Below are 18,729 nucleotides of genomic sequence, written 5' to 3'. Positions count from 1 at the left end.
CATGACGAAGGGCCCCGTCCGGCTATCCCGCCATGCCGAGGTGGCGGCGCGGGAGCGGGAGATTGAACGCGACTGGATCGAACGGGGCATCGTTGCGCCCGATTGGGAGGCGGCAGATGACGGCGATCCCTCCCTGCGCCGGGTCTATGTCGCCGTTCCCGAGCGCGGCGGCCGTATCCTGCGCGTGGTATATCGTGAGGACGAGCTGGGAGTTTTCGTGGTGACGGTCTTTCTCGACCGCGGAGCGCGACGGCCATGACGGTGGACTACGACAAGGAGACGGACGCCATGTTCGTCCGTTTCGCCAAGGGCACGATCGTGGAGAGCGAGGAAGTCTCGCCCGGCATCGTCCTTGATTTCGATGCGCAGGGCCGGATCCTCGCTATGGAGGTGCTCGACGCGGCGAAGCGCCTTGCGCCCGGCGCGGTGCCGGCGGCGGCGGAATGATGCGCGAGTCCTTCCTCCGGCCTCGCGCGATTCTCATCGCCCTGCTCCTCCTCGCCAGCTTCGCGCTGCCCGCCTTGGCGGTGCAGCCGGACGAGGTATTGGGCGATCCGGTGCTGGAAAGCCGCGCCCGCGCCATCTCGGCCGAATTGCGCTGCATGGTCTGCCAGAACCAGTCCATCGACGATTCGGACGCCCCGCTCGCCAAGGACCTGCGCCTCATCGTGCGCGAGCGGCTGAAGGCAGGGGACAGCGACCGGCAGGTGATGGATTTCATGGTGGCGCGCTATGGCGAGTTCGTGCTGCTGCGGCCGGTCATGTCGTGGCGCAACGCCTTGCTGTGGGCGGCGCCGGTGCTGGTGCTGATGCTGGGCGCGCTCGCCGCATTTTTCGGCCTGAAGCGCCGCCGCGCGGTCGCCCCCCAGCGCCTCTCTGCCGACGAGGAAGCCCGGCTTGAGACCCTGCTGGTGGATCGGGAAAAATCACCCCCCGAAAACCGCTGAGCGGCTGGACCCGACTCAGGACGAGGGTGTGTTGATCATGCCAAGCAACGCATCCAGCGCCGCCTCCGGCGTGGCGCGGGGCCAGTCGGCCATCTGGTGGCGGAAGAAGGTCTCCTGCCGCTTGGCGTAGCGGCGGGTGTCGCCTTGGCCCTCGGCGATGGCGTCTTCCAGCGTCATCTCGCCGTTGAGATGCCGGGTCAGGGCGGGGGCGCCGAGGGTCTTGAGCACCGTGCGGGCGGGATCGAGCCGGCGCGCCGCCAGCCGTCGGACTTCCTCCAGCGCGCCGTCCGCCATCATGGCCGCGAAGCGCGTATCGATGCGCTGGCGCAGCGCCGCGCGGTCCACCTCCAGCACGAGACGCACGCAGCGGGATGCGTCCAGCACCGGGCGCGGCGCATCCTTCTGCCACTCCGAAAGGGAGCGGCCGGTGGCGGTGATCACCTCCAGCGCCCGCAGCACCCGCTGGCGGTCGTTGGGCTGGAGCCGGGCGGCGATCTGCGGGTCCAGGGCGGCGAGGCGGGCGTGAAGCGCGGGATTGTCGAGGGCTTCCGCCATGCCGCGCACCTGCGCCCGCACCGCCTCCGGCACCGGCGGGATCTCGGCAAGCCCCTGCGTCAGCGCGCGGAAATAAAGGCCGGTGCCGCCGACGACGATGGGCAAAAGCCCCTGTTCGCGCGCGGCTGCGAGGGCGCAGGTGGCATCCGCGAGCCAGCGGCCGACACTATAATCCGTGTCCGCATCCACATGGCCATAGAGGCCGTGGGGGACCCGCGCGGCCTCCGCGACGGTCGGCCGCGCCGTGAGCACCCGAAGATCGCCATAGACTTGCATGGAATCTGCATTGAGCACGATGCCCGTGAGCCGCTCGGCGAGCGCCATCGCGAGGGCCGACTTGCCGCTGGCGGTGGGACCTGCGATGAGCACCGCCTGTGGCTCATTCCCCTGTTCGAGTACCGATATCGCCATGGCCTACGTCGCGACGCTGATTTCCAACCCATCTGCCCCGGCTTTGACCCGCGCGGCAATCCATGATGCGTGCGCGGTCCTGCCCGAGGCGCAGGACGCCGTCGTTCTTGCCCCCGACGTGGCCGTGGACATCCATTTCGCCCCGCCGTTGGGCACCGATGCCCGCGCCCTCGCCGATGCGGTGCGCGCCGCCCTCGGGGATGCGCCCATCGACGTGGTGGTGCAGCTTGAGGCGGCCCGGCGCAAGCAGCTTTTCCTCGCCGACATGGATTCCACCATGATCGGGCAGGAATGCATCGACGAACTGGCCGACCTCGTGGGCGTGAAGGCCCATGTGGCCGCCATCACCGAGCGCGCCATGCGCGGGGAGATCGCCTTCGAGCCGGCGCTGCGCGAGCGCGTGGCGCTGCTGCGCGGCCTTCCGGCCGGCGTGGTGGCCGACGTGCTGCGCGAGCGCATCAGCCTCACCCCCGGCGGGCTCGAACTGGTGGGCACCATGAAGGCGAACGGGGCCTATACGGCGCTGGTCTCCGGCGGCTTCACCGTGTTCACGAGCGCCATCGCCGCGCGCATGGGCTTCGACGAGCACCGGGCCAATACCCTGCTCATCGACGAGGATCGCTTCGTCGGCGCGGTGGCGGAGCCCATCCTCGGCCGTGAGGCCAAGCTTGCCGCTCTTGAGGAACTGCGCGACCGCATGCACCTCGCCCCCTCCGAGACCATGGCGGTGGGCGACGGCGCCAATGATCTCGCCATGCTGGAGGAAGCGGGGGTGGGCGTCGCCTATCACGCCAAGCCGGCGGTGGCGGCGGCGGCCCATGTGCGCATCGATCACGGCGACCTCACCGCGCTGCTCTACATGCAGGGCTATGCGCTAAGCGAGTTCCACACCGCCTGAGGCCGCGTGGCGGGGGACGGAGCAGGCGCCCCACTGCCGTCGTCCCCGCCGTTTCGCTCGCCCGCGTGTTCGCTCGCCCGCGTGCAGGTGTTCGGGCGTGACGCCCCTCAGTTCAGCGGCACCGTGACGAATTCCTGCTTGCCGTCGCCGTCGGAGACGAGGAACAGGGCCGAGCGCTTGCCCTGCTTGCGTAGGGCGTCCACCTGCTTCTCCACGTCGGCGGGGCTTGCCACCGTCTCCTGGCCCACCTGGACGATGACCTGGCCGGCCTTGAGCCCCTTGTCGGCGGCGGGGGTGGAGGCATCGACCCCGGTGATCACCACGCCGGTGATCTCGCTCTTGATGGAATAGCGCTTGCGCAGTTCGTCGCTGATGGCGGTGAGCTCGATGCCGAGGGCTTTCCGGGGCGCGGCCTTCTGGGTTTCGGCGGCGGGCTTGGCGGTCTCCGGCTTGTCGTCCTCGGGCATGCGGGCGACCTTGATGCGCAAGGTCTCTTCCTTGCCCTTGCGCATCACCACCACATCCACCTCGGTATCGGCCATGGTATCGGCGACCGTGCGGGTCAGGTCGCGCACCTCCTTGATGTCGCGGCCGTTGAACTTCACGATCACGTCGCCGGCCTTGATGCCACCCTGGGCGGCCGGGCTGTTCTCCGAGACCACGCCGATGAGCGCACCGCGCGGCTTGCCGAGGCCCAGGCTCTCGGCGATATCGTCGGTGACCGGCTGGATGCGCACCCCGATCCAGCCCCGGCGCACCTCCTTGAACTGCTCCAGCTGGGCCAGCACCGGCTTGGCGGTGGCGGCTGGCACCGCGAAGCCGATGCCGATGGAGCCGCCCGAGGGGGAGATGATGGCGGTGTTGATGCCGATCACCTCGCCCTCCATGTTGAACAGCGGCCCGCCCGAATTGCCCCGATTGATGGCGGCGTCGGTCTGGATGAAATTGTCGTAGGGGCCGGAATTGATATCCCGGTTGCGGGCGGAGACCACGCCCACCGTCAGCGTGCCGCCGAGGCCGAACGGGTTGCCGATGGCCATCACCCAGTCGCCCACCCGCAGCTTTTCGCTGTCGCCGAAGGCCACCGCCGTGAGCGGCTTGTCCGGCTTCACCCGCAGCAGGGCGAGGTCGGTCTTGGCGTCGCGGCCGATCAGCTCGGCCTTCAGCTTCGAGCCGTCGTTGAAATTGGCGAAGATTTCGTCCGCATCGGCGATCACGTGATTGTTGGTCACGATGAGGCCCGACGGGTCGATGACGAAGCCCGAGCCCAGGGACGAGACGCGCCGCGAGCGCTGCTCGCCGCCATCCTCCTGCTTGCGCTTGAAGAATTCGTCGAAGAAGTCCTCGAACGGCGAGCCCGGCGGCAGCTGGGGCTGGGGCACCGAGCGCGAGGCCGCCACGTTCTGCGAGGTGGAGATGTTCACCACCGCATCCATGACCCGCTCCGCCGCATCCGCCACCGTGTCCGGCCCCTTGCCGGGGGCCGCGAGGAGGGGAAGCGGGCCGAGGGTCGAGAGGGTCGCGGTGAGGAGTGCGAGGGCGGCTGCCAGGACGAAGGCGGGCAGGCGGAGGGCGGGAGCTGAGGAACGAAGCGGGTGGGGCATGTCTCTCCTCGACGCGGCGGTCGTTCCTTGAGGCTGAACCGGCCGCCGCGCGGGCGCAAGTCCCGAGCGGTCACGATCCGGCGTCGGCTACACCGGAGCCGGACCCATCCGGGCCTTGTCGACCCGGCGCAGGCCCGTCCCCGCATTCAAGACCAGCAGACCACCCGATGCGACCGGCAAGCGGTCGGATCGGCTCTGCTCACAGGTGAATCGGTGCGGTCGCAATACGGCTAAAACGCGACCGCCCCGTCCGCCGTGTCACGGGCGAACCGGGCGGTCAACTTTGCGAGAGGCCGGTGCGCCTGTCTCGGGGCGTTTTCTGTCTCGGGGGCGTTTTCGACCATGCCGGCGGCACTAGAGCACGCGCCGATCAGATTGCATCGCAATCCGATCGGATAACGCGTTCTCTTTCCTTAAGTTTAGAGCGCTTTCCGTTTGCACCGGCTCACGGCAATCGCTCTAGCTTCTTGCATGGACGCGTTTTCTTTACGCGAACCGGTATCCACTTCGCTCGAAAACGCTCTAGGGCCAATCCGCCCGGCCTTGGTCGCGATCGTCCCCTCGATCTCAGAAGGTCCGGATGAGGAAGACCACCAGCACGCCGAGGGCGCCGACGCCCAGGCCGGCGAGGCGCATGGGCGTCTCCGGGGCGTGGAGGATGGCGTCCATGGCCCTGCGCCACGCCGCCGGGAAGGCGGCAAGGCACAGGCCCTCGATGGCGAGCATAAGGCCGAGCGCGGCGATCAGATCCTTCATGCCGCACTCGGCCCTTTTTTAGTTGCCGGCCGTGGGAGCAGTGGGGCTCACCACGCTCGCGGGGTTCTGCACGGGGGCCTGCACGGGGTCCTGGAAGTAGCGGAAGAAGCGCGCATCCGGGCTCAGCACCATTCGGGTGTCGCCGGGCTTGATGCTCGCTTCATAGGCCTGCATGGACCGGTAGAAGGAGAAGAAGTCCGGATCGCGCCCGAACGCGTCGGCGAAGATGCGGTTGCGTTCCGCATCGCCTTCGCCGCGCACCTGCTCGCCCTTCGAGTTGGCTTCGGCCACCACGATGGTCACCTCGCGGTCGGCCCGGGCGCGCAGCCGCTGGGCGGCCTCGTTGCCCTGGGCGCGGATTTCGGCCGCCTCGCGCTGGCGCTCCGTCTGCATGCGCTGGAACACCGCCTGGCTGTTGGCCTCCGGCAGGTCGGCACGGCGGATGCGCACATCGACCACGGTGATGCCGAAGTTGGACGCCTCGCGGTTCACCTGCTCGGCGATCTGGTGCATCAGGCCCTCACGGCCGTCGCGCACGACGCTGATGAAGCTGTTCTCGCCGAGAACCCGCCGCAGCGCCGAGTTGAGCACCGTGGACAGGCGCGAATTGGCGCCCTGCACCGTGCCCACCGACTGGTAGAAGCGCAGCGGATTGGTGATGCGATAGCGCGCGAACGCATCCACCACCAGGCGCTTCTGGTCGGCGGCGATGACTTCCTGCGACGGGTTTTCGAGGTCGAGGATGCGGTTGTCGAGATAGACCACGCTGTCGATGAACGGCACCTTCCAGTGCAGTCCGGGCGTGGTGACGGGGGCCAGCGGGTCGCCGAGCCGCAACACCAGGGCCTGCTGCGTCTGGTGGACGATGAAGGCCGCGGAATAGATGAGGATGAGGGTGACGACGCCGAGAATGGCGAAGACGCCGCCGAGGATGGGATTTCTCATCGCGTGGCTCCCTGGGTCTGGGCGGCAGGCGCCGGCTGGCGGCGGAGGAGGTCGTTGAGCGGCAGGACGGGCACGACGCCGCCTGACCCGCCGGTCGCTGCCCCACCTGGCCCTTGTCGGGTGCCGGCTGAATCCACGATCACCTTGTCCACGCCGCCGAGCACGCGTTCCATGGTTTCAAGATACATGCGCTCGCGCGTCACCACCTTGGCCTTCTGGTACTCGTCGTAGATCTTTAGGAAGCGCGCCGCCTGGCCGCGGGCTTCCACCACGGTGCGCTCGCGATAGCCCTGGGCGGCATTCTCGATGCGGGAGGCCTCGCCGCGCGCCTCGGGGAGGACGCGGTTGGCGTAGGTCTGCGCCTCGTTCTGGGAGCGCTCGGCGTCGGCGCGGGCGGCCTGCACGTCGCGGAACGCGTCGATGACCTGGCTCGGCGGGTCCACCTTCTGCATCTGCACCTGGGTGATCTGCACCCCGGCCTTGTAGCTGTTCAGCACCGACTGCATCAGCTCCTGCACGCCGGTCTCGATGTTCTGCCGGGCGCCGGTGAGGATGGGCTGGATGTTGGTGCGGCCGATGACCTCGCGCATGGCGCTCTCGGACACCGCCTTGATGGTGCCCTCGGGGTTCTGGACGTTGAACAGATAGTCCTGGGCGTTGGAGATGACCCAGAACACCGCAAAGTCCACGTCCACGATGTTCTCGTCGCCGGTGAGCATGAGGCTTTCCGCCGGCACGTCGCGCATCACGGGAGAGCCGCGGCGCGCGTCCTCGGTCACCTGCATGCCGACGTCGATGCGGTTGACGAAGGTGACCTTGGGGGTCAGCACCGACTGGATCGGATAGGGCCAGTGATAGTTCAGGCCGGGCTGGGTCGTGCCCACATAGCGGCCGAACTGCAGCACCACGCCCTGTTCGTCCGGTTGCACGCGATACCAGCCGGACATGAGCCAGCCGAACACCACCAGAGCGATGACGACGGCGATGCCCTTGGCACCGAAGGAGCCGGGTATCATGGTGCGCAGCCGGTCCTGGCTGCGGCGGATCAAGTCTTCGAGATCTGGCGGCGTCGGTCCTGATGAAGAGGGCCCCGAACCCCAGGGACCCCGCGGCCCATTACCCCATGGGCCGCCACTTTGATTCTTCCACGACATCCGTCGTCTCCCGTGAGCGGTGCCGCCATCGGCACACGCGTCGCTGCGAGCCTCCGCCGGGCTCGTGCGGCATGCCGCAACGAACCCGATCCGACAGGCGGACCCATCCGAGGAGGCCAGCCCGGCGCCAGCGACCGCCAGCACCTGAAGCCACCCCGCCTGGCCGGGCGGTTATAGGAAACCGCGCGTCGCCTTTCAACGCGACGCGCGGTCAGCCTCGTTCGCAGATAAGGTCGAGCCGCGCTTTACGCAACGGGAGGACTTGCCATGGGAATCCGTTCTCCCACGGCCTGGGTCCGGGCCGCCGTTGCCACGCCACGATAGTAATCGAGGACGAAGAGGCGGATGGCGGACGACAGGTTGCCTTGCGTGCGGGCGGAATCGATGGTCGCCACGAGGTCGGACAGGGTGAGCCGGCGGCCGCTGGCAATCTCCTTCAACGCCTCCCAGAAGGCGTCCTCTAGGCTGACGCTGGTTTTGTGGCCGGCGATGACGATGGATCTCTTAACCACGGGGCTTTTCATGTTCTTCCCTCTCGGTCAGGGCGTGGCCCTCAAGGTGGCGTCGCTGCCGCTCAAGCTCGTCTGCCAGCCTTTCACGATCAGCCTTGGTCCGCCCGAATCGGATTCGGTTCTCCCCGGCCGCCGTCTGCGCCGCCTGACGGACCCGCGCCTTGCGCGCCCGATGAAGATTGACCACGTCGCCCAACGCTTCCCTCACCTTGTCGCCGGTTTCCTCCGACCCGGCGGCCGGTGATTTTTTACGGCCGGCGCACCGCGTCAGGCCCACGCGCCCAGCGAGATACTAATACCCTAGGGCAGGCTAAAGATATGGCGAATTCTCAGAGAGGTAACATCCGCGGGCTACCACCCTGGAATTATTTTAGCCTGGATGTCTAACTCCCCCGAGGGCCGCCAGCTGTGCTATGAGCCCGCCGCCGCGAGACCATTGAAAGGCTAAGCCATGAGCACCCGCATCGAGACCGACACGTTCGGTCCCATCGAAGTTGAATCCGACCGCTATTGGGGTGCGCAGGCGCAGCGCTCGTTGGGGAATTTCAAGATCGGCTGGGAAAAGCAGCCGCTCCCGGTGGTGCGGGCCCTCGGCATCGTCAAGCGTGCCGCCGCCGAAGTAAACCGCGACCTCGGCCGGCTCGATCCCAAGCTCGCCGACACCATCGTCGCCGCCGCGCAGGAAGTGATCGAGGGCAAGCTCGACGCCCATTTCCCGCTCGCCGTCTGGCAGACCGGCTCGGGCACCCAGTCCAACATGAACGCCAACGAGGTGATCTCGAACCGGGCCATCCAGATGCTCGGCGGGGAGATGGGCTCCAAGAAGCCCGTGCATCCCAACGATCACGTCAACATGAGCCAGTCGTCCAACGACACCTATCCCACCGCCATGCACATCGCCTGCGCGGAAGAGATCGTCCACCGGCTGCTGCCGGCCCTGCAGAAGCTGCGCAACGCCTTGAACGACAAGTCGCAGCAGTGGGCGCGCATCATCAAGATCGGGCGCACCCACACCCAGGACGCGACGCCGCTGACCCTGGGCCAGGAATTCTCCGGCTACACCCAGCAGGTCGAGAACGGCATCAAGCGCATCGAATTGACCCTGCCGGCGCTGATGGAGCTGGCGCAGGGCGGCACCGCGGTGGGCACCGGCCTCAACGCGCCGGTGGGCTTCGCCGAGGCGGTGGCGGACAAGATCGCCGCCATCACCGGCCTGCCCTTCACCTCCGCCCCCAACAAGTTCGAGGCGCTGGCGGCGCACGACGCCATGGTGTTCTCGCACGGCGCCATCAACACCGTGGCGGCCTCCCTGTTCAAGATCGCCAACGACATCCGCCTGCTCGGCTCGGGCCCGCGCTCGGGCCTCGGCGAGCTGTCGCTGCCGGAGAACGAGCCCGGCTCGTCCATCATGCCGGGCAAGGTGAACCCGACCCAGTGCGAGGCGCTCACCCAGGTCTGCGTGCAGATCTTCGGCAACAATGCCGCGCTCAGCTTCGCCGGCAGCCAGGGCCATTTCGAGCTGAACGTCTATAACCCGGTGATGGCCTACAACTTCATCCAGTCAGTGCGGCTGATGGCGGACGCGGCGGTGAGCTTCACCGACAATTGCGTCGTCGGCATCGAGGCGCGCGAGGACAACATCAAGGCGGCGCTGGAGCGGTCCTTGATGCTGGTCACCGCGCTGGCTCCGAAGATCGGCTACGACAACGCCGCCAAGATCGCCAAGACCGCGCACAAGAACGGCACCACCCTGCGCGAGGAGGCCGTCGGCGGCGGCTATGTGACCAACGAGGAGTTCGACGCCGTGGTCCGCCCCGAGAACATGATCTCGCCCGGCTGATCCTTGCCGGCATCAGGCATCGGCGCGGCGGCAACCCGGGTGGGGTGCCGCCGCTTGCGTTTTCGGCCATGCTGGCGCCGCGGCGCTGAAGCTGTTTTCGGCGTTTTCCGGGCATGAGACCGGCTGGGTTCATACCGAAACGCTCCAGGGAGAAGACCATGACCGACGAGCGGCCCGCGGACCCGGCGCAGAGCGGCCTGCGCGAAGTGGCCATCGATGGGCTGCGTCCCACCCAGCTCACCCTCGGGCTTTCCGAGGTGAAGCGCCGGGCGAAGATCATGGCCGGCCTGTCCCGGCGCGAGCTGCTGGCGCTGCTGGAGGAGAAGGCGGTACCCTGCGTGCTTGGTCCGAAGAAGCGTCTCTACATGATCGACCACCACCACCTGTGCCGGGCGCTGCTGGAGATCGGCCACGACACGGTGATGGTGGGCACGCCCCGGGCCGACTGGTCCGACCTCGACGTGCCGACCTTCTGGCACCGCATGGAGACGCAGGGCTTCTGCTGGCCCATCGACGTGGACGGCAACCGGCGGCCGTGCATCAAGATCCCCGAGCACATCAGTGAACTCACCGACAACCCGTGGCGCACCCTCGCCCGCGGCGTGCGGGGGAAGGCCTATTCCAACGAGGACACGCCGTTCCAGGAATTCATGTGGGGCAATTACTATCGCTCCTTCATGACCACGCGGCTGCTCCAGAGCGACATCGAACTGGCGGAGAAACTCGCGGCGAAGCTCTCCCGCCTTGATGAGGCGCAGGACCTGCCGGGCTATCTTGGTCCGAAGTGAGGGATCCGCCCATGGTTTTGATCTGATGGATCGCCTTTTCGCAACGGAAGGGCGCGCGTCGTCTGGGTTGATCCACCCGGGACCTTTCCCGAGCTTCGCCGTGTTATAAGCCCGCCGGGCTGCCGACGGTTGTGGTCGGGGCCGATGCGCCGAGACAGGGGAGGGGCCGCCATGATCATCGCGCTCAAGTCCACCGCACTCCAGCAGTTCGCCCGCCTGCGGGCGCCGCTTTTCGCCGTGCTCGCCGGGCTGATGCTGGCCGGCTGCGGCATCAACGTGATCCCCACCGAGGAAGAGCGGGCCAAGGCCGCCTGGAGCGAGGTGCTCAACCAGTATCAGCGCCGCTCCGACCTCATTCCCAATCTGGTGGAAACGGTGAAGGGCTATGCGGCCCAGGAGAAGGACGTGCTGACCTCGGTCATCGAGGCGCGGGCCAAGGCCACCTCGATCCGGGTCGACGCCTCCACCGTCACCGATCCCGCCCAGTTCAAGCAGTTCCAGGATGCGCAGGCGGGCCTCTCCAGCGCGCTCGGCCGGCTGATCGCGGTGTCGGAAGCCTATCCGGACCTGAAGTCCAACCAGAACTTCCTCGCCCTCCAGTCGCAGATCGAGGGCACGGAGAACCGCATCGCCGTGGCGCGGCGCGATTATATCGAGGCGGTGCGGGTCTATAACACCGAGCTGAAGACCTTCCCCGGCCTGCTGTGGGCGTCCACCTTCTATCGCGGCTACCGGCCCATGGAGACCTTCACCATCTCCGAGCAGCAGATGCAGGTTCCGAAGGTGAAGTTCAACTGAACCTGAGGGAGGCGGCCATGGCCCGCCTGTCCAAATCCATCCGGTCTGCGGCGCGCGCTGCGCTTTGCCTTGCGGCGCCCGTTCTTATCGCGCTGGTGCTCCTCGCCGGGGCGCCGGCGTGGGCGGAGCTGACGTTCCCCGCTCTGACCGGCCGGGTGGTGGATGCCGCCCATGTGCTCGATGCCGGAACCCTCGCGGCCCTCGACGCCCGGCTGGCGGCGCAGGAGGCCAAGGCCACCGATCAGGTGGTGGTGGCCACCGTCCCCTCGCTCCAGGGCACCTCGGTGGAGGATTACGCCAACCGACTGTTCCGCTTCTGGCAGATCGGGCAGGCGAAGAAGAACAACGGCGTGCTCCTGCTCGTCGCCCCCACCGATCGCAAGGTGCGCATCGAGGTGGGCTACGGACTTGAGGGCATCCTGACCGACGCGGTGGCCTCCACCATCATCCGCAACGCCATCGTTCCCGCCTTCAAGGCCGGCGACATGGCCGGCGGCATCGTGAAGGGCACCGACGCCATCCTCGAAATCCTCAACCTCGATCCCGACGAGGCCCGCGCCCGCGCCAAGGCGCTGGAACAGCCGGGCATGAGCGAGGAGGAGGTGGACAACATCCTCTTCCTCATCGCCATGATCGTCTTCTGGGGCTTCATCATCTGGCGGGTCACGCGGGGCGGGGGCGGCCCTCGGGGCGGGGCGGTGACGCGTCGGCGCGGGGGGGCGGCTGCGGCGGGCGGCGCGGCCTCCGGCTGGGACTGGGGCAGCGGCTCCGGTGGCTGGTCTGGCGGCGGCGGCGGCGGCTGGTCGGGCGGCGGGGGATCTTCCGGCGGCGGCGGCGCCTCGGGAGACTGGTGAATATGGGCATGGCGGGGACTGGCAGCATGCACCGGAGCGCAGGCAGGGGTGTCGGAGAAGGCGGCCGGAGAGATGCGGATCGGTCCGGCCGTGCGGCCGGCGCACCAGCCGCCATCGTTCTTTCTGCCTTCGCCTTGATGTCCAGCGCCGATGCGGCGATGGCTGCGGCGACGGCCGGAGCGGCGGGTTCCGATGTCGAGACGGTGAGCCTTGGCGCGGCGTTGGTGATGCTGCTCTTCCTCGTCATTGCGGCGCTTGTGGTGGTCTCCGTTTTGGCGAAGCTGATGCTGGCTTTCGGGTTCGTGCCGCAATCCCGCACCAGCCGGCTGCGCCGGGTGGTTGGCTTTTTGTCCCGCGCGACCGGGGACATACGCATCACGAGCGGCAAGCGTTCGGAAACCGGCAGGTCCCCTTCCGTTGACCGTAGTGGAGGTTCGTCGGGCGGAGCCGGAGCATCGGGAGAGTATTGATGACTGGAGAGCATTGATGGCTGGAGAGTATTGATGACTGACTTGGCACCCGCTTCGCCTACCGAGGATGCCGTCGGCATCGGCCTGTCCGAAGCGGCGCTGCTGCGGATCGCCGATGCGATCGCGACCGCGGAGGCAAAGACCTCGGCCGAAATCCGCGTGGTGGTGGCGCAGGCGCCGCTGGTACAGCATCCGTTTTTCTCGGTGCTGTGGGCTTCGCTCGCCGCCCTGGTCCTGCCGTGGCTGGTGGTGCTGGTGCGCCCCATGCCATCTTTGACAACGCTCACGGTGCAGGCGGTGCTTTTCGTGGTGATCGCGGCGGTGCTGATGCTGCCCAGTGTGGCACCGCGGGTCGTTCCCCGGCTCGCGCTCAAGGCGGCCGCCCGCAGCGCGGCCATCGAAACCTTCCTGGCCTACGGCATCCCCCAGACGGCGGGGCGCACCGGCATCCTCATCTACGCCGCGGCCCGCGAGCGGCTGGTGGAGGTGGTGGCGGACGAGGGGGTCCACACCCCGCTGGGCCACGGGGCCTGGCAGGAGATCTGTGGAGCGGTGGCCTCCCGCGCCCGGCAGGGGAGCCTGGCGGACGGGCTGGTCTGCGGCGTCGAGAAGGCGGGCGAACTGCTCTCCGGCGCCCTGCCGCGCGGGCCCGACGATCGCAACGAACTCTCCAACCACGTGATCGTGCTGTGAGGGTGGGGGAGCGGCCTCTCGCGATGGCCTGAGTGGACCCGGACCTCCATGGCGCTCTGGTTTGCCGTGCGGGACGGAAACCGTAGGGCTCCTGGCCTTTCCAGTTGTGTCGCTCGTAACTACAATCTAAGATTGTCTTCAGCTTCCCTACACGCTTAGGGACACGGTCGCGCCTGTTTCCGGGCGGGGCGCGGCAGTGCTGTGGATGCGTTCATCTCATCTGCAGGGCAGGGGGCTTTGCGATCCCACTTTTTCCGCTCGGATGGGGGGAAACATGCCGACAGCAACCGTCTGGTCGAGTGGTCGGGCCGGAGAGAAAATCCAGATCTACCTGGAGAAGACCGGACCGGCCGCCGCCGCTATCCGCCTTGCGACATGGGGCAATGGCCAAAATCCGGCACTGGACCGTCCCAAAAGTCTCCTAGCCTATGATCTCTACGATGTTACGGCAGTTTCCGCTTACGCGATTTCCTGCAAGGCCGACGCACCCGGCCCGTTCGACCCGAACGTGGACTGCAGCCTCGTGGCCACCAGGGACGGCGGCGTGATCGCGATCACCGTGCCCTTCATCACCAAGGCGGAGTATCCCGTGGGCGGCGATGATTTCGAGGAACTGGCGGTTTTCCTGAAAGCGGCGAAGTTTCCGAGGGCCTGAGCCGGGGACGCCGGAGGTTTCGCGGAAGATCCGCCGCGCTGATGGCCAGCCCGCGCCCGAACGATCGGGCGCGGACGGCACTGCCCGCCTAAGACCAAGGTCCCACGGCAAGCCCCGAATCGGCCCCGCCTCGTGCCTTTCCTTCCGCCGCGCTGCGGCATAGATTGCGCGCCCGAGCCTTCGGGGCTCGACCTAAGGCAAAGGGCTTCTTCTCATGACCAAACCCGCCGTTCGCGTCGCTGTCACGGGCGCCGCCGGTCAGATTTGCTATTCGCTGCTTTTCCGCATCGCCAACGGCGACATGTACGGCAAGGACCAGCCGGTCATCCTCCAGCTTCTGGATCTGCCTCAGGCGCAGGCTGCCGTCGGCGGCGTGGTGATGGAACTCGAGGACTGCGCGTTCCCGAACCTTGCCGGCGTGGTCATCACCGACGATCCGAAGGTGGCGTTCAAGGACATTGACGCCGCGGTCCTCGTCGGCGCCCGTCCGCGCTCGAAGGGCATGGAGCGTGCCGACCTGCTCTCCGCCAACGCCGAGATCTTCAAGGTCCAGGGCAAGGCGCTGAACGAGGTGGCCAAGCGCGACGTGAAGGTGCTGGTGGTGGGCAATCCGGCCAACACCAACGCCTACATTACCGCCAAGAGCGCCCCGGACCTGCCGGCGAAGAACATCACCGCCATGCTCCGCCTGGACCACAACCGCGCCCTGTCGCAGTTCGCGGCCAAGGCCGGCATCGCCACGGCGGATATCGAGAAGGTGGCGGTGTGGGGCAACCACTCCCCGACCATGTATGCCGACTACCGCTTCGCCACCGCGAACGGCAAGCCGCTGCCGGAGCTCATCAACGACGAGACCTGGTATCGCGAGACCCTGCTGCCCAAGGTGGGCAAGCGCGGCGCCGCCATCATCGAGGCCCGTGGCCTGTCGTCGGCCGCCTCGGCCGCCAACGCCGCCGTGGACCACATGCATGACTGGATCCACGGCACCGCCGGCAAGTGGGTGTCCATGGGCGTGGCCTCCGACGGCTCCTACGGCGTGCCCGAGGGCATCGTCTTCGGCGTGCCCGCCGTGTGCACCGCCGGCGCGTACGAAGTGGTCCAGGGCCTGCCCATGGACGATTTCTCCAAGTCCATGTTCGACAAGACCCTGAACGAGCTGCTCGAAGAGCGCGACGGCGTGGCCGCCCTGCTGGGCTGACCTGCCTGGTGCGACTCATCGCGAATCTGTGACCCGGCCCCCCATCGCCGCGTGCGATCGGGGCGCCGGTGCGCAGTCGAGGGCGGAAAGATGCGGTGCCGCTGGTTTATGCACGGGCCAATTCCGCCCTTTTGGCAGGCAATTTGAGGCCCGGTAAGCCGCCGGCATCCCCATCGGCGGCTAAAAGGCGGTTCGATGCCTTCGAACTCGGGCGTTCATCCCGCCCGTTTCTCAACGAAGGCTTGACGCAGAGCGACTCTACGGCTAGAAGCAGCCCACTTCGCGGCAGGCGGTCGGCGTCTGAGCGATCGGTTTCTCATTCCCAAAGGCTTCCCAGCCTTGAGTGAGACGATCCCAAGAGCCGAAACGCTGCCAGAAACAGCACTGCGATAACTTCAGGTGCATGATCGCGGCGTCGTCCCGTAAGGGAATTGCGCGCTGTGATCCTCTGTCGCGAGAAAGGCGTGTCCGCACCCGTTTGGGCCGTGGACGGCGCCTTTCGTGTTCGTTGGTGCGAGCGGAATTTGAGGCCCCTTCGGGGTCAATCGTGGCGACCCCTGAAAAGGTCGTCGAATGAAGAATGCGGCCCCAGGCCGCAGATCAGGACGAGGCGAAGGCGTACATGCCGACGATCAACCAGCTGATCCGTAAGCCGCGCGAAGCGCAGAAGGCGCGCGACAAGGCGCCGGCGCTTCAGGCGAGCCCCCAGAAGCGCGGCGTTTGCACCCGCGTTTACACGACGACCCCGAAGAAGCCGAACTCGGCTCTGCGTAAGGTCGCCAAGGTGCGGCTCACCAACAGCTACGAAGTGATCGGCTACATTCCCGGTGAGGGCCATAACCTTCAGGAGCACTCCGTGGTGATGATCCGCGGCGGCCGCGTGAAGGATCTTCCGGGTGTGCGTTACCACATCCTGCGCGGCGTGCTGGACACCCAGGGCGTCAAGAACCGCAAGCAGCGCCGTTCGAAGTACGGCGCGAAGCGGCCCAAGTGATCCGGCTAGGTTGAGGAACTGAACGATGTCCCGTCGTCACAAGGCCGAGCGCCGCGAAGTCATTCCGGACCCCAAGTACGGGTCCACCACTCTGTCGCGCTTCATGAATTCCGTGATGCGTGATGGCAAGAAGTCGGTCGCCGAAGGCATCGTCTATGGCGCTCTCGACGTGGTCGAGACCAAGGCCAAGCACGATCCGGTGGATGTGTTCATCCAGGCGCTCGAGAACGTGGCTCCGGCGGTGGAAGTTCGCTCCCGCCGCGTGGGTGGTGCCACCTACCAGGTTCCCGTTGAGGTGCGGAACGAGCGTCGCCAGACCCTGGCGATCCGCTGGCTCATCGCCTCGGCCCGTGCCCGCAACGAGAAGACCATGGTGGAGCGTCTCTCCGCCGAGCTGCTCGATGCTGCCAATAATCGCGGCGCCGCCGTGAAGAAACGCGAAGATACGCACCGGATGGCGGAAGCCAACCGCGCCTTCTCGCATTATCGCTGGTGATCGGAGAGGACGACTTCCATGCCCCGCACTCACGCGATCGAGGACTACCGCAACTTCGGCATCATGGCGCACATCGATGCCGGCAAGACCACGACCACGGAGCGGATCCTCTATTACACCGGCAAGAGCCACAAGATCGGTGAAGTCCATGATGGCGCCGCCACCATGGACTGGATGACCCAGGAGCAGGAGCGCGGCATTACCATCACGTCGGCCGCGACGACTGCCATCTGGTCGGGCAAGCGCCTGAACATCATCGACACCCCCGGGCACGTGGATTTCACCATTGAGGTGGAGCGCTCGCTCCGCGTGCTCGACGGCGCCGTGTGCGTGCTGGACGGCAACCAGGGCGTCGAGCCGCAGACCGAGACCGTGTGGCGCCAGGCGGACAAGTACAACGTGCCGCGCATCGTGTTCGTCAACAAGATGGACAAGATCGGTGCCGACTTCTACCGCTGCGTCGAGATGATCATCGACCGCGTGGCCGGCAACCCCGTGTGCTGCCAGCTGCCCATCGGTTCCGAGAACAACTTCAAGGGCATCATCGACCTCGTCCGCATGAAGGCGGTCGTGTGGGAAGATGAGGCCCTCGGCGCCAAGTATCATGACGAGGAGATCCCCGCGGATCTCGTCGACAAGGCCGCCGAGTATCGCAACAAGCTGGTGGAAGCCGCCGTCGAGCTCGACGACGACGCTATGACCGCCTACCTCGACGGCGTCGAGCCGGATGTGGCGACCCTCAAGTCGCTGATCCGCAAGGCGGTGATCGGACGCAAGTTCAACCCTGTGTTCTGCGGCTCCGCCTTCAAGAACAAGGGCGTTCAGCCCCTGCTCGACGCGGTGGTGGACTTCCTGCCGTCCCCCATCGATCGCGGCGCCATCAAGGGCATCGACTTCAAGACCGAGGAAGACACCGTCCGCATGCCTTCGGACGAGGAGCCCACCGCGGTTCTCGCGTTCAAGATCATGGACGATCCCTTCGTCGGCACCATCACCTTCTGCCGGGTCTATGCCGGCAAGATGGAAACCGGCATGGGCCTGCTCAACTCCACCCGCGACAAGCGTGAGCGCGTCGGCCGGATGCTGCTGATGCATGCCAACAACCGGGAAGACATCAAGGAAGCCTATGCGGGTGACATCGTCGCCCTCGCCGGCCTCAAGGATGTGCGCACGGGTGACACGCTGTGCGATCCCGCCAAGGCCGTGATCCTGGAAAAGATGGAATTCCCGGAGCCGGTCATCGAGATCGCCATCGAGCCGAAGTCCAAGGCCGACCAGGAGAAGCTGGGCATCGCCCTCTCCAAGCTCGCCGCCGAGGACCCGTCCTTCCGCGTGTCCACCGATTTCGAGAGCGGCCAGACCATCCTCAAGGGGATGGGCGAACTGCACCTCGACATCAAGGTCGACATCCTGAAGCGCACCTACAAGGTGGACGCCAACATCGGCGCCCCCCAGGTGGCCTATCGTGAGACCATCACGAAGAAGTACGAGGTGGACTACACCCACAAGAAGCAGACCGGTGGTACCGGCCAGTTTGCGCGGGTGAAGTTCATCGTGGAGCCGAACGAGGTGGGCAAGGGCTTCGCCTTTGAGAGCGCCATCGTGGGCGGCGCGGTGCCGAAGGAGTACATCCCGGGCGTCCAGAAGGGCCTCGAGAGCGTGCTTGGCGCCGGCGTGCTGGCGGGCTTCCCGGTGGTGGACGTGAAGGTGCAGCTCATCGACGGCGCCTTCCACGAAGTGGACTCGTCCGCCCTGGCGTTCGAGATCGCGTCTCGCGCGGCGTTCCGTGAGGCCCTCCAGAAGGGCACCCCGGTCCTGCTCGAGCCCATCATGAAGGTCGAGGTGGTGACGCCGGAGGATTACACCGGCTCCGTCATCGGCGATCTCAACTCCCGCCGTGGCCAGATCCAGGGCCAGGACATGCGCGGCAACGCCAACGTGGTCAACGCGATGGTGCCTCTCGCCAACATGTTCGGCTACGTGAACACCCTGCGCTCGTTCAGTCAGGGTCGTGCCACCTTCACCATGCAGTTCGACCACTACGAGCAGGTGCCGTCGAACGTCGCCCAGGAGGTCCAGGCCAAGTACGCCTGACGGCGTCGGCCTGAGCCTCACGAGTTTCACCCTTCAGGTTCGCCAGAGAGACCCAACGGAGAGTCCA

At 66.9% G+C, this 18,729-nt stretch carries 22 protein-coding genes; 15 read left to right on the top strand and 7 right to left on the bottom strand.

All coding sequences use genetic code 11. The features are described from left to right. Position 1 precedes the first annotated feature (1 nt). Genes V5F48_RS03695 through V5F48_RS03685 form a run of 3 tightly spaced genes read left to right on the top strand, consistent with a single transcriptional unit; the run spans position 2 to position 947 of the window. Entirely contained in the window at positions 2-259 is a 258-nt protein-coding gene (locus V5F48_RS03695) for a DUF4258 domain-containing protein (RefSeq protein ID WP_394040202.1), read from the top strand. Continuing rightward, a complete protein-coding gene (locus tag V5F48_RS03690; protein ID WP_394040200.1) occupies positions 256-447 on the top strand; it encodes a DUF2283 domain-containing protein in 192 nt (63 codons plus the stop codon). The genes V5F48_RS03695 and V5F48_RS03690 overlap by 4 nt, the downstream gene beginning before the upstream one ends. Further along, the gene (locus V5F48_RS03685; RefSeq protein ID WP_394040198.1) at positions 444-947 is read left to right on the top strand and encodes a cytochrome c-type biogenesis protein; all 504 of its coding nucleotides are present in this window, start codon (positions 444-446) and stop codon (positions 945-947) included. Before V5F48_RS03690 ends, V5F48_RS03685 begins: the two co-directional genes overlap by 4 nt. Before the next feature lie 15 nt (positions 948-962). Here the strand turns inward: V5F48_RS03685 and miaA are convergent, their stop codons facing one another. Next, the gene (miaA, locus tag V5F48_RS03680) at positions 963-1,913 is read right to left on the bottom strand and encodes a tRNA (adenosine(37)-N6)-dimethylallyltransferase MiaA (protein ID WP_394040196.1); all 951 of its coding nucleotides are present in this window, start codon (positions 1,911-1,913) and stop codon (positions 963-965) included. Between miaA and serB the strand changes: the two genes are divergently transcribed. After that, a complete protein-coding gene (gene serB, locus V5F48_RS03675; protein ID WP_394040194.1) occupies positions 1,912-2,811 on the top strand; it encodes a phosphoserine phosphatase SerB in 900 nt (299 codons plus the stop codon). The genes miaA and serB overlap by 2 nt on opposite strands. Before the next feature lie 107 nt (positions 2,812-2,918). Here the strand turns inward: serB and V5F48_RS03670 are convergent, their stop codons facing one another. The 6 genes from V5F48_RS03670 to V5F48_RS03645 all read right to left on the bottom strand — a co-directional run bounded on the left by V5F48_RS03670 (position 2,919) and on the right by V5F48_RS03645 (position 7,969). Beyond that, a complete protein-coding gene (locus tag V5F48_RS03670; protein ID WP_394040192.1) occupies positions 2,919-4,415 on the bottom strand; it encodes a DegQ family serine endoprotease in 1,497 nt (498 codons plus the stop codon). A 567-nt stretch (positions 4,416-4,982) separates the two neighbouring features. Then, complete coding sequence (locus tag V5F48_RS03665; RefSeq protein WP_394040190.1) at positions 4,983-5,171, bottom strand: DUF2065 domain-containing protein; 189 nt, start codon at positions 5,169-5,171, stop codon at positions 4,983-4,985. Between the two features lie 18 nt (positions 5,172-5,189). Continuing rightward, positions 5,190-6,116: a protease modulator HflC gene (hflC, locus tag V5F48_RS03660; protein ID WP_394040188.1), complete on the bottom strand. Its 927-nt coding sequence runs from the start codon at positions 6,114-6,116 to the stop codon at positions 5,190-5,192. After that, on the bottom strand, positions 6,113-7,270 hold the full coding sequence (gene hflK / locus V5F48_RS03655) for an FtsH protease activity modulator HflK (RefSeq protein ID WP_394040186.1): 1,158 nt from the start codon (positions 7,268-7,270) through the stop codon (positions 6,113-6,115). The genes hflC and hflK overlap by 4 nt, the downstream gene beginning before the upstream one ends. A gap of 245 nt (positions 7,271-7,515) precedes the next feature. Beyond that, positions 7,516-7,794 (bottom strand): ribbon-helix-helix domain-containing protein, encoded by a 279-nt coding sequence (locus tag V5F48_RS03650; protein ID WP_394040184.1) that lies wholly within the window; start codon positions 7,792-7,794, stop codon positions 7,516-7,518. Then, entirely contained in the window at positions 7,775-7,969 is a 195-nt protein-coding gene (locus V5F48_RS03645) for a DUF4169 family protein (protein ID WP_394040702.1), read from the bottom strand. Before V5F48_RS03645 ends, V5F48_RS03650 begins: the two co-directional genes overlap by 20 nt. Before the next feature lie 264 nt (positions 7,970-8,233). Here V5F48_RS03645 and fumC point away from each other — a divergent pair, with 264 nt between their 5' ends. The 11 genes from fumC to fusA all read left to right on the top strand — a co-directional run bounded on the left by fumC (position 8,234) and on the right by fusA (position 18,662). Continuing rightward, positions 8,234-9,622: a class II fumarate hydratase gene (fumC, locus tag V5F48_RS03640; protein WP_394040182.1), complete on the top strand. Its 1,389-nt coding sequence runs from the start codon at positions 8,234-8,236 to the stop codon at positions 9,620-9,622. A gap of 158 nt (positions 9,623-9,780) precedes the next feature. Beyond that, positions 9,781-10,410 (top strand): ParB-like protein, encoded by a 630-nt coding sequence (locus V5F48_RS03635; RefSeq protein WP_394040180.1) that lies wholly within the window; start codon positions 9,781-9,783, stop codon positions 10,408-10,410. Between the two features lie 171 nt (positions 10,411-10,581). Further along, positions 10,582-11,208, top strand: a complete 627-nt coding sequence (locus V5F48_RS03630; RefSeq protein ID WP_394040178.1) for a LemA family protein — start codon at positions 10,582-10,584, stop codon at positions 11,206-11,208. A 17-nt stretch (positions 11,209-11,225) separates the two neighbouring features. Beyond that, a complete protein-coding gene (locus V5F48_RS03625; protein ID WP_394040176.1) occupies positions 11,226-12,062 on the top strand; it encodes a TPM domain-containing protein in 837 nt (278 codons plus the stop codon). A gap of 137 nt (positions 12,063-12,199) precedes the next feature. Then, complete coding sequence (locus tag V5F48_RS03620; RefSeq protein ID WP_394040174.1) at positions 12,200-12,532, top strand: hypothetical protein; 333 nt, start codon at positions 12,200-12,202, stop codon at positions 12,530-12,532. A 33-nt stretch (positions 12,533-12,565) separates the two neighbouring features. Continuing rightward, positions 12,566-13,225: a TPM domain-containing protein gene (locus tag V5F48_RS03615; protein ID WP_394040172.1), complete on the top strand. Its 660-nt coding sequence runs from the start codon at positions 12,566-12,568 to the stop codon at positions 13,223-13,225. A gap of 274 nt (positions 13,226-13,499) precedes the next feature. Continuing rightward, positions 13,500-13,880: a hypothetical protein gene (locus V5F48_RS03610; protein ID WP_394040170.1), complete on the top strand. Its 381-nt coding sequence runs from the start codon at positions 13,500-13,502 to the stop codon at positions 13,878-13,880. Between the two features lie 214 nt (positions 13,881-14,094). Further along, complete coding sequence (locus V5F48_RS03605) at positions 14,095-15,078, top strand: malate dehydrogenase (protein WP_394040168.1); 984 nt, start codon at positions 14,095-14,097, stop codon at positions 15,076-15,078. Positions 15,079-15,700: 622 nt separating this feature from the next. Further along, positions 15,701-16,072 (top strand): 30S ribosomal protein S12, encoded by a 372-nt coding sequence (gene rpsL, locus V5F48_RS03600; protein WP_012113697.1) that lies wholly within the window; start codon positions 15,701-15,703, stop codon positions 16,070-16,072. A 25-nt stretch (positions 16,073-16,097) separates the two neighbouring features. Then, on the top strand, positions 16,098-16,568 hold the full coding sequence (gene rpsG / locus V5F48_RS03595) for a 30S ribosomal protein S7 (protein WP_012113698.1): 471 nt from the start codon (positions 16,098-16,100) through the stop codon (positions 16,566-16,568). Between the two features lie 18 nt (positions 16,569-16,586). Beyond that, on the top strand, positions 16,587-18,662 hold the full coding sequence (gene fusA, locus V5F48_RS03590; RefSeq protein ID WP_394040166.1) for an elongation factor G: 2,076 nt from the start codon (positions 16,587-16,589) through the stop codon (positions 18,660-18,662). Positions 18,663-18,729 lie beyond the last annotated feature (67 nt).

The sequence above is a fragment of the Xanthobacter autotrophicus ATCC 700552 genome, from assembly GCF_043194565.1.
In the GTDB taxonomy this organism is placed as follows: domain Bacteria; phylum Pseudomonadota; class Alphaproteobacteria; order Rhizobiales; family Xanthobacteraceae; genus Xanthobacter; species Xanthobacter autotrophicus_F.
This window is presented reverse-complemented; position numbering and strand designations above follow the sequence as displayed.

Bases quoted from the DNA above. Each gene is read 5' to 3' on its own strand.
- rpsL (WP_012113697.1), top strand. From the start codon at position 15,701: ATGCCGACGATCAACCAGCTGATCCGTAAGCCGCGCGAAGCGCAGAAG.
- serB (WP_394040194.1), top strand. From the start codon at position 1,912: ATGGCCTACGTCGCGACGCTGATTTCCAACCCATCTGCCCCGGCTTTG.
- V5F48_RS03690 (WP_394040200.1), top strand. From the start codon at position 256: ATGACGGTGGACTACGACAAGGAGACGGACGCCATGTTCGTCCGTTTC.
- V5F48_RS03630 (WP_394040178.1), top strand. From the start codon at position 10,582: ATGATCATCGCGCTCAAGTCCACCGCACTCCAGCAGTTCGCCCGCCTG.
- V5F48_RS03650 (WP_394040184.1), bottom strand. From the start codon at position 7,794: ATGAAAAGCCCCGTGGTTAAGAGATCCATCGTCATCGCCGGCCACAAA.
- rpsG (WP_012113698.1), top strand. From the start codon at position 16,098: ATGTCCCGTCGTCACAAGGCCGAGCGCCGCGAAGTCATTCCGGACCCC.
- hflK (WP_394040186.1), bottom strand. From the start codon at position 7,270: ATGTCGTGGAAGAATCAAAGTGGCGGCCCATGGGGTAATGGGCCGCGG.
- miaA (WP_394040196.1), bottom strand. From the start codon at position 1,913: ATGGCGATATCGGTACTCGAACAGGGGAATGAGCCACAGGCGGTGCTC.
- V5F48_RS03610 (WP_394040170.1), top strand. From the start codon at position 13,500: ATGCCGACAGCAACCGTCTGGTCGAGTGGTCGGGCCGGAGAGAAAATC.
- V5F48_RS03685 (WP_394040198.1), top strand. From the start codon at position 444: ATGATGCGCGAGTCCTTCCTCCGGCCTCGCGCGATTCTCATCGCCCTG.
- V5F48_RS03695 (WP_394040202.1), top strand. From the start codon at position 2: ATGACGAAGGGCCCCGTCCGGCTATCCCGCCATGCCGAGGTGGCGGCG.
- V5F48_RS03665 (WP_394040190.1), bottom strand. From the start codon at position 5,171: ATGAAGGATCTGATCGCCGCGCTCGGCCTTATGCTCGCCATCGAGGGC.
- V5F48_RS03605 (WP_394040168.1), top strand. From the start codon at position 14,095: ATGACCAAACCCGCCGTTCGCGTCGCTGTCACGGGCGCCGCCGGTCAG.
- V5F48_RS03670 (WP_394040192.1), bottom strand. From the start codon at position 4,415: ATGCCCCACCCGCTTCGTTCCTCAGCTCCCGCCCTCCGCCTGCCCGCC.
- fumC (WP_394040182.1), top strand. From the start codon at position 8,234: ATGAGCACCCGCATCGAGACCGACACGTTCGGTCCCATCGAAGTTGAA.
- V5F48_RS03625 (WP_394040176.1), top strand. From the start codon at position 11,226: ATGGCCCGCCTGTCCAAATCCATCCGGTCTGCGGCGCGCGCTGCGCTT.
- V5F48_RS03615 (WP_394040172.1), top strand. From the start codon at position 12,566: ATGACTGACTTGGCACCCGCTTCGCCTACCGAGGATGCCGTCGGCATC.
- fusA (WP_394040166.1), top strand. From the start codon at position 16,587: ATGCCCCGCACTCACGCGATCGAGGACTACCGCAACTTCGGCATCATG.
- V5F48_RS03620 (WP_394040174.1), top strand. From the start codon at position 12,200: ATGTCCAGCGCCGATGCGGCGATGGCTGCGGCGACGGCCGGAGCGGCG.
- hflC (WP_394040188.1), bottom strand. From the start codon at position 6,116: ATGAGAAATCCCATCCTCGGCGGCGTCTTCGCCATTCTCGGCGTCGTC.
- V5F48_RS03635 (WP_394040180.1), top strand. From the start codon at position 9,781: ATGACCGACGAGCGGCCCGCGGACCCGGCGCAGAGCGGCCTGCGCGAA.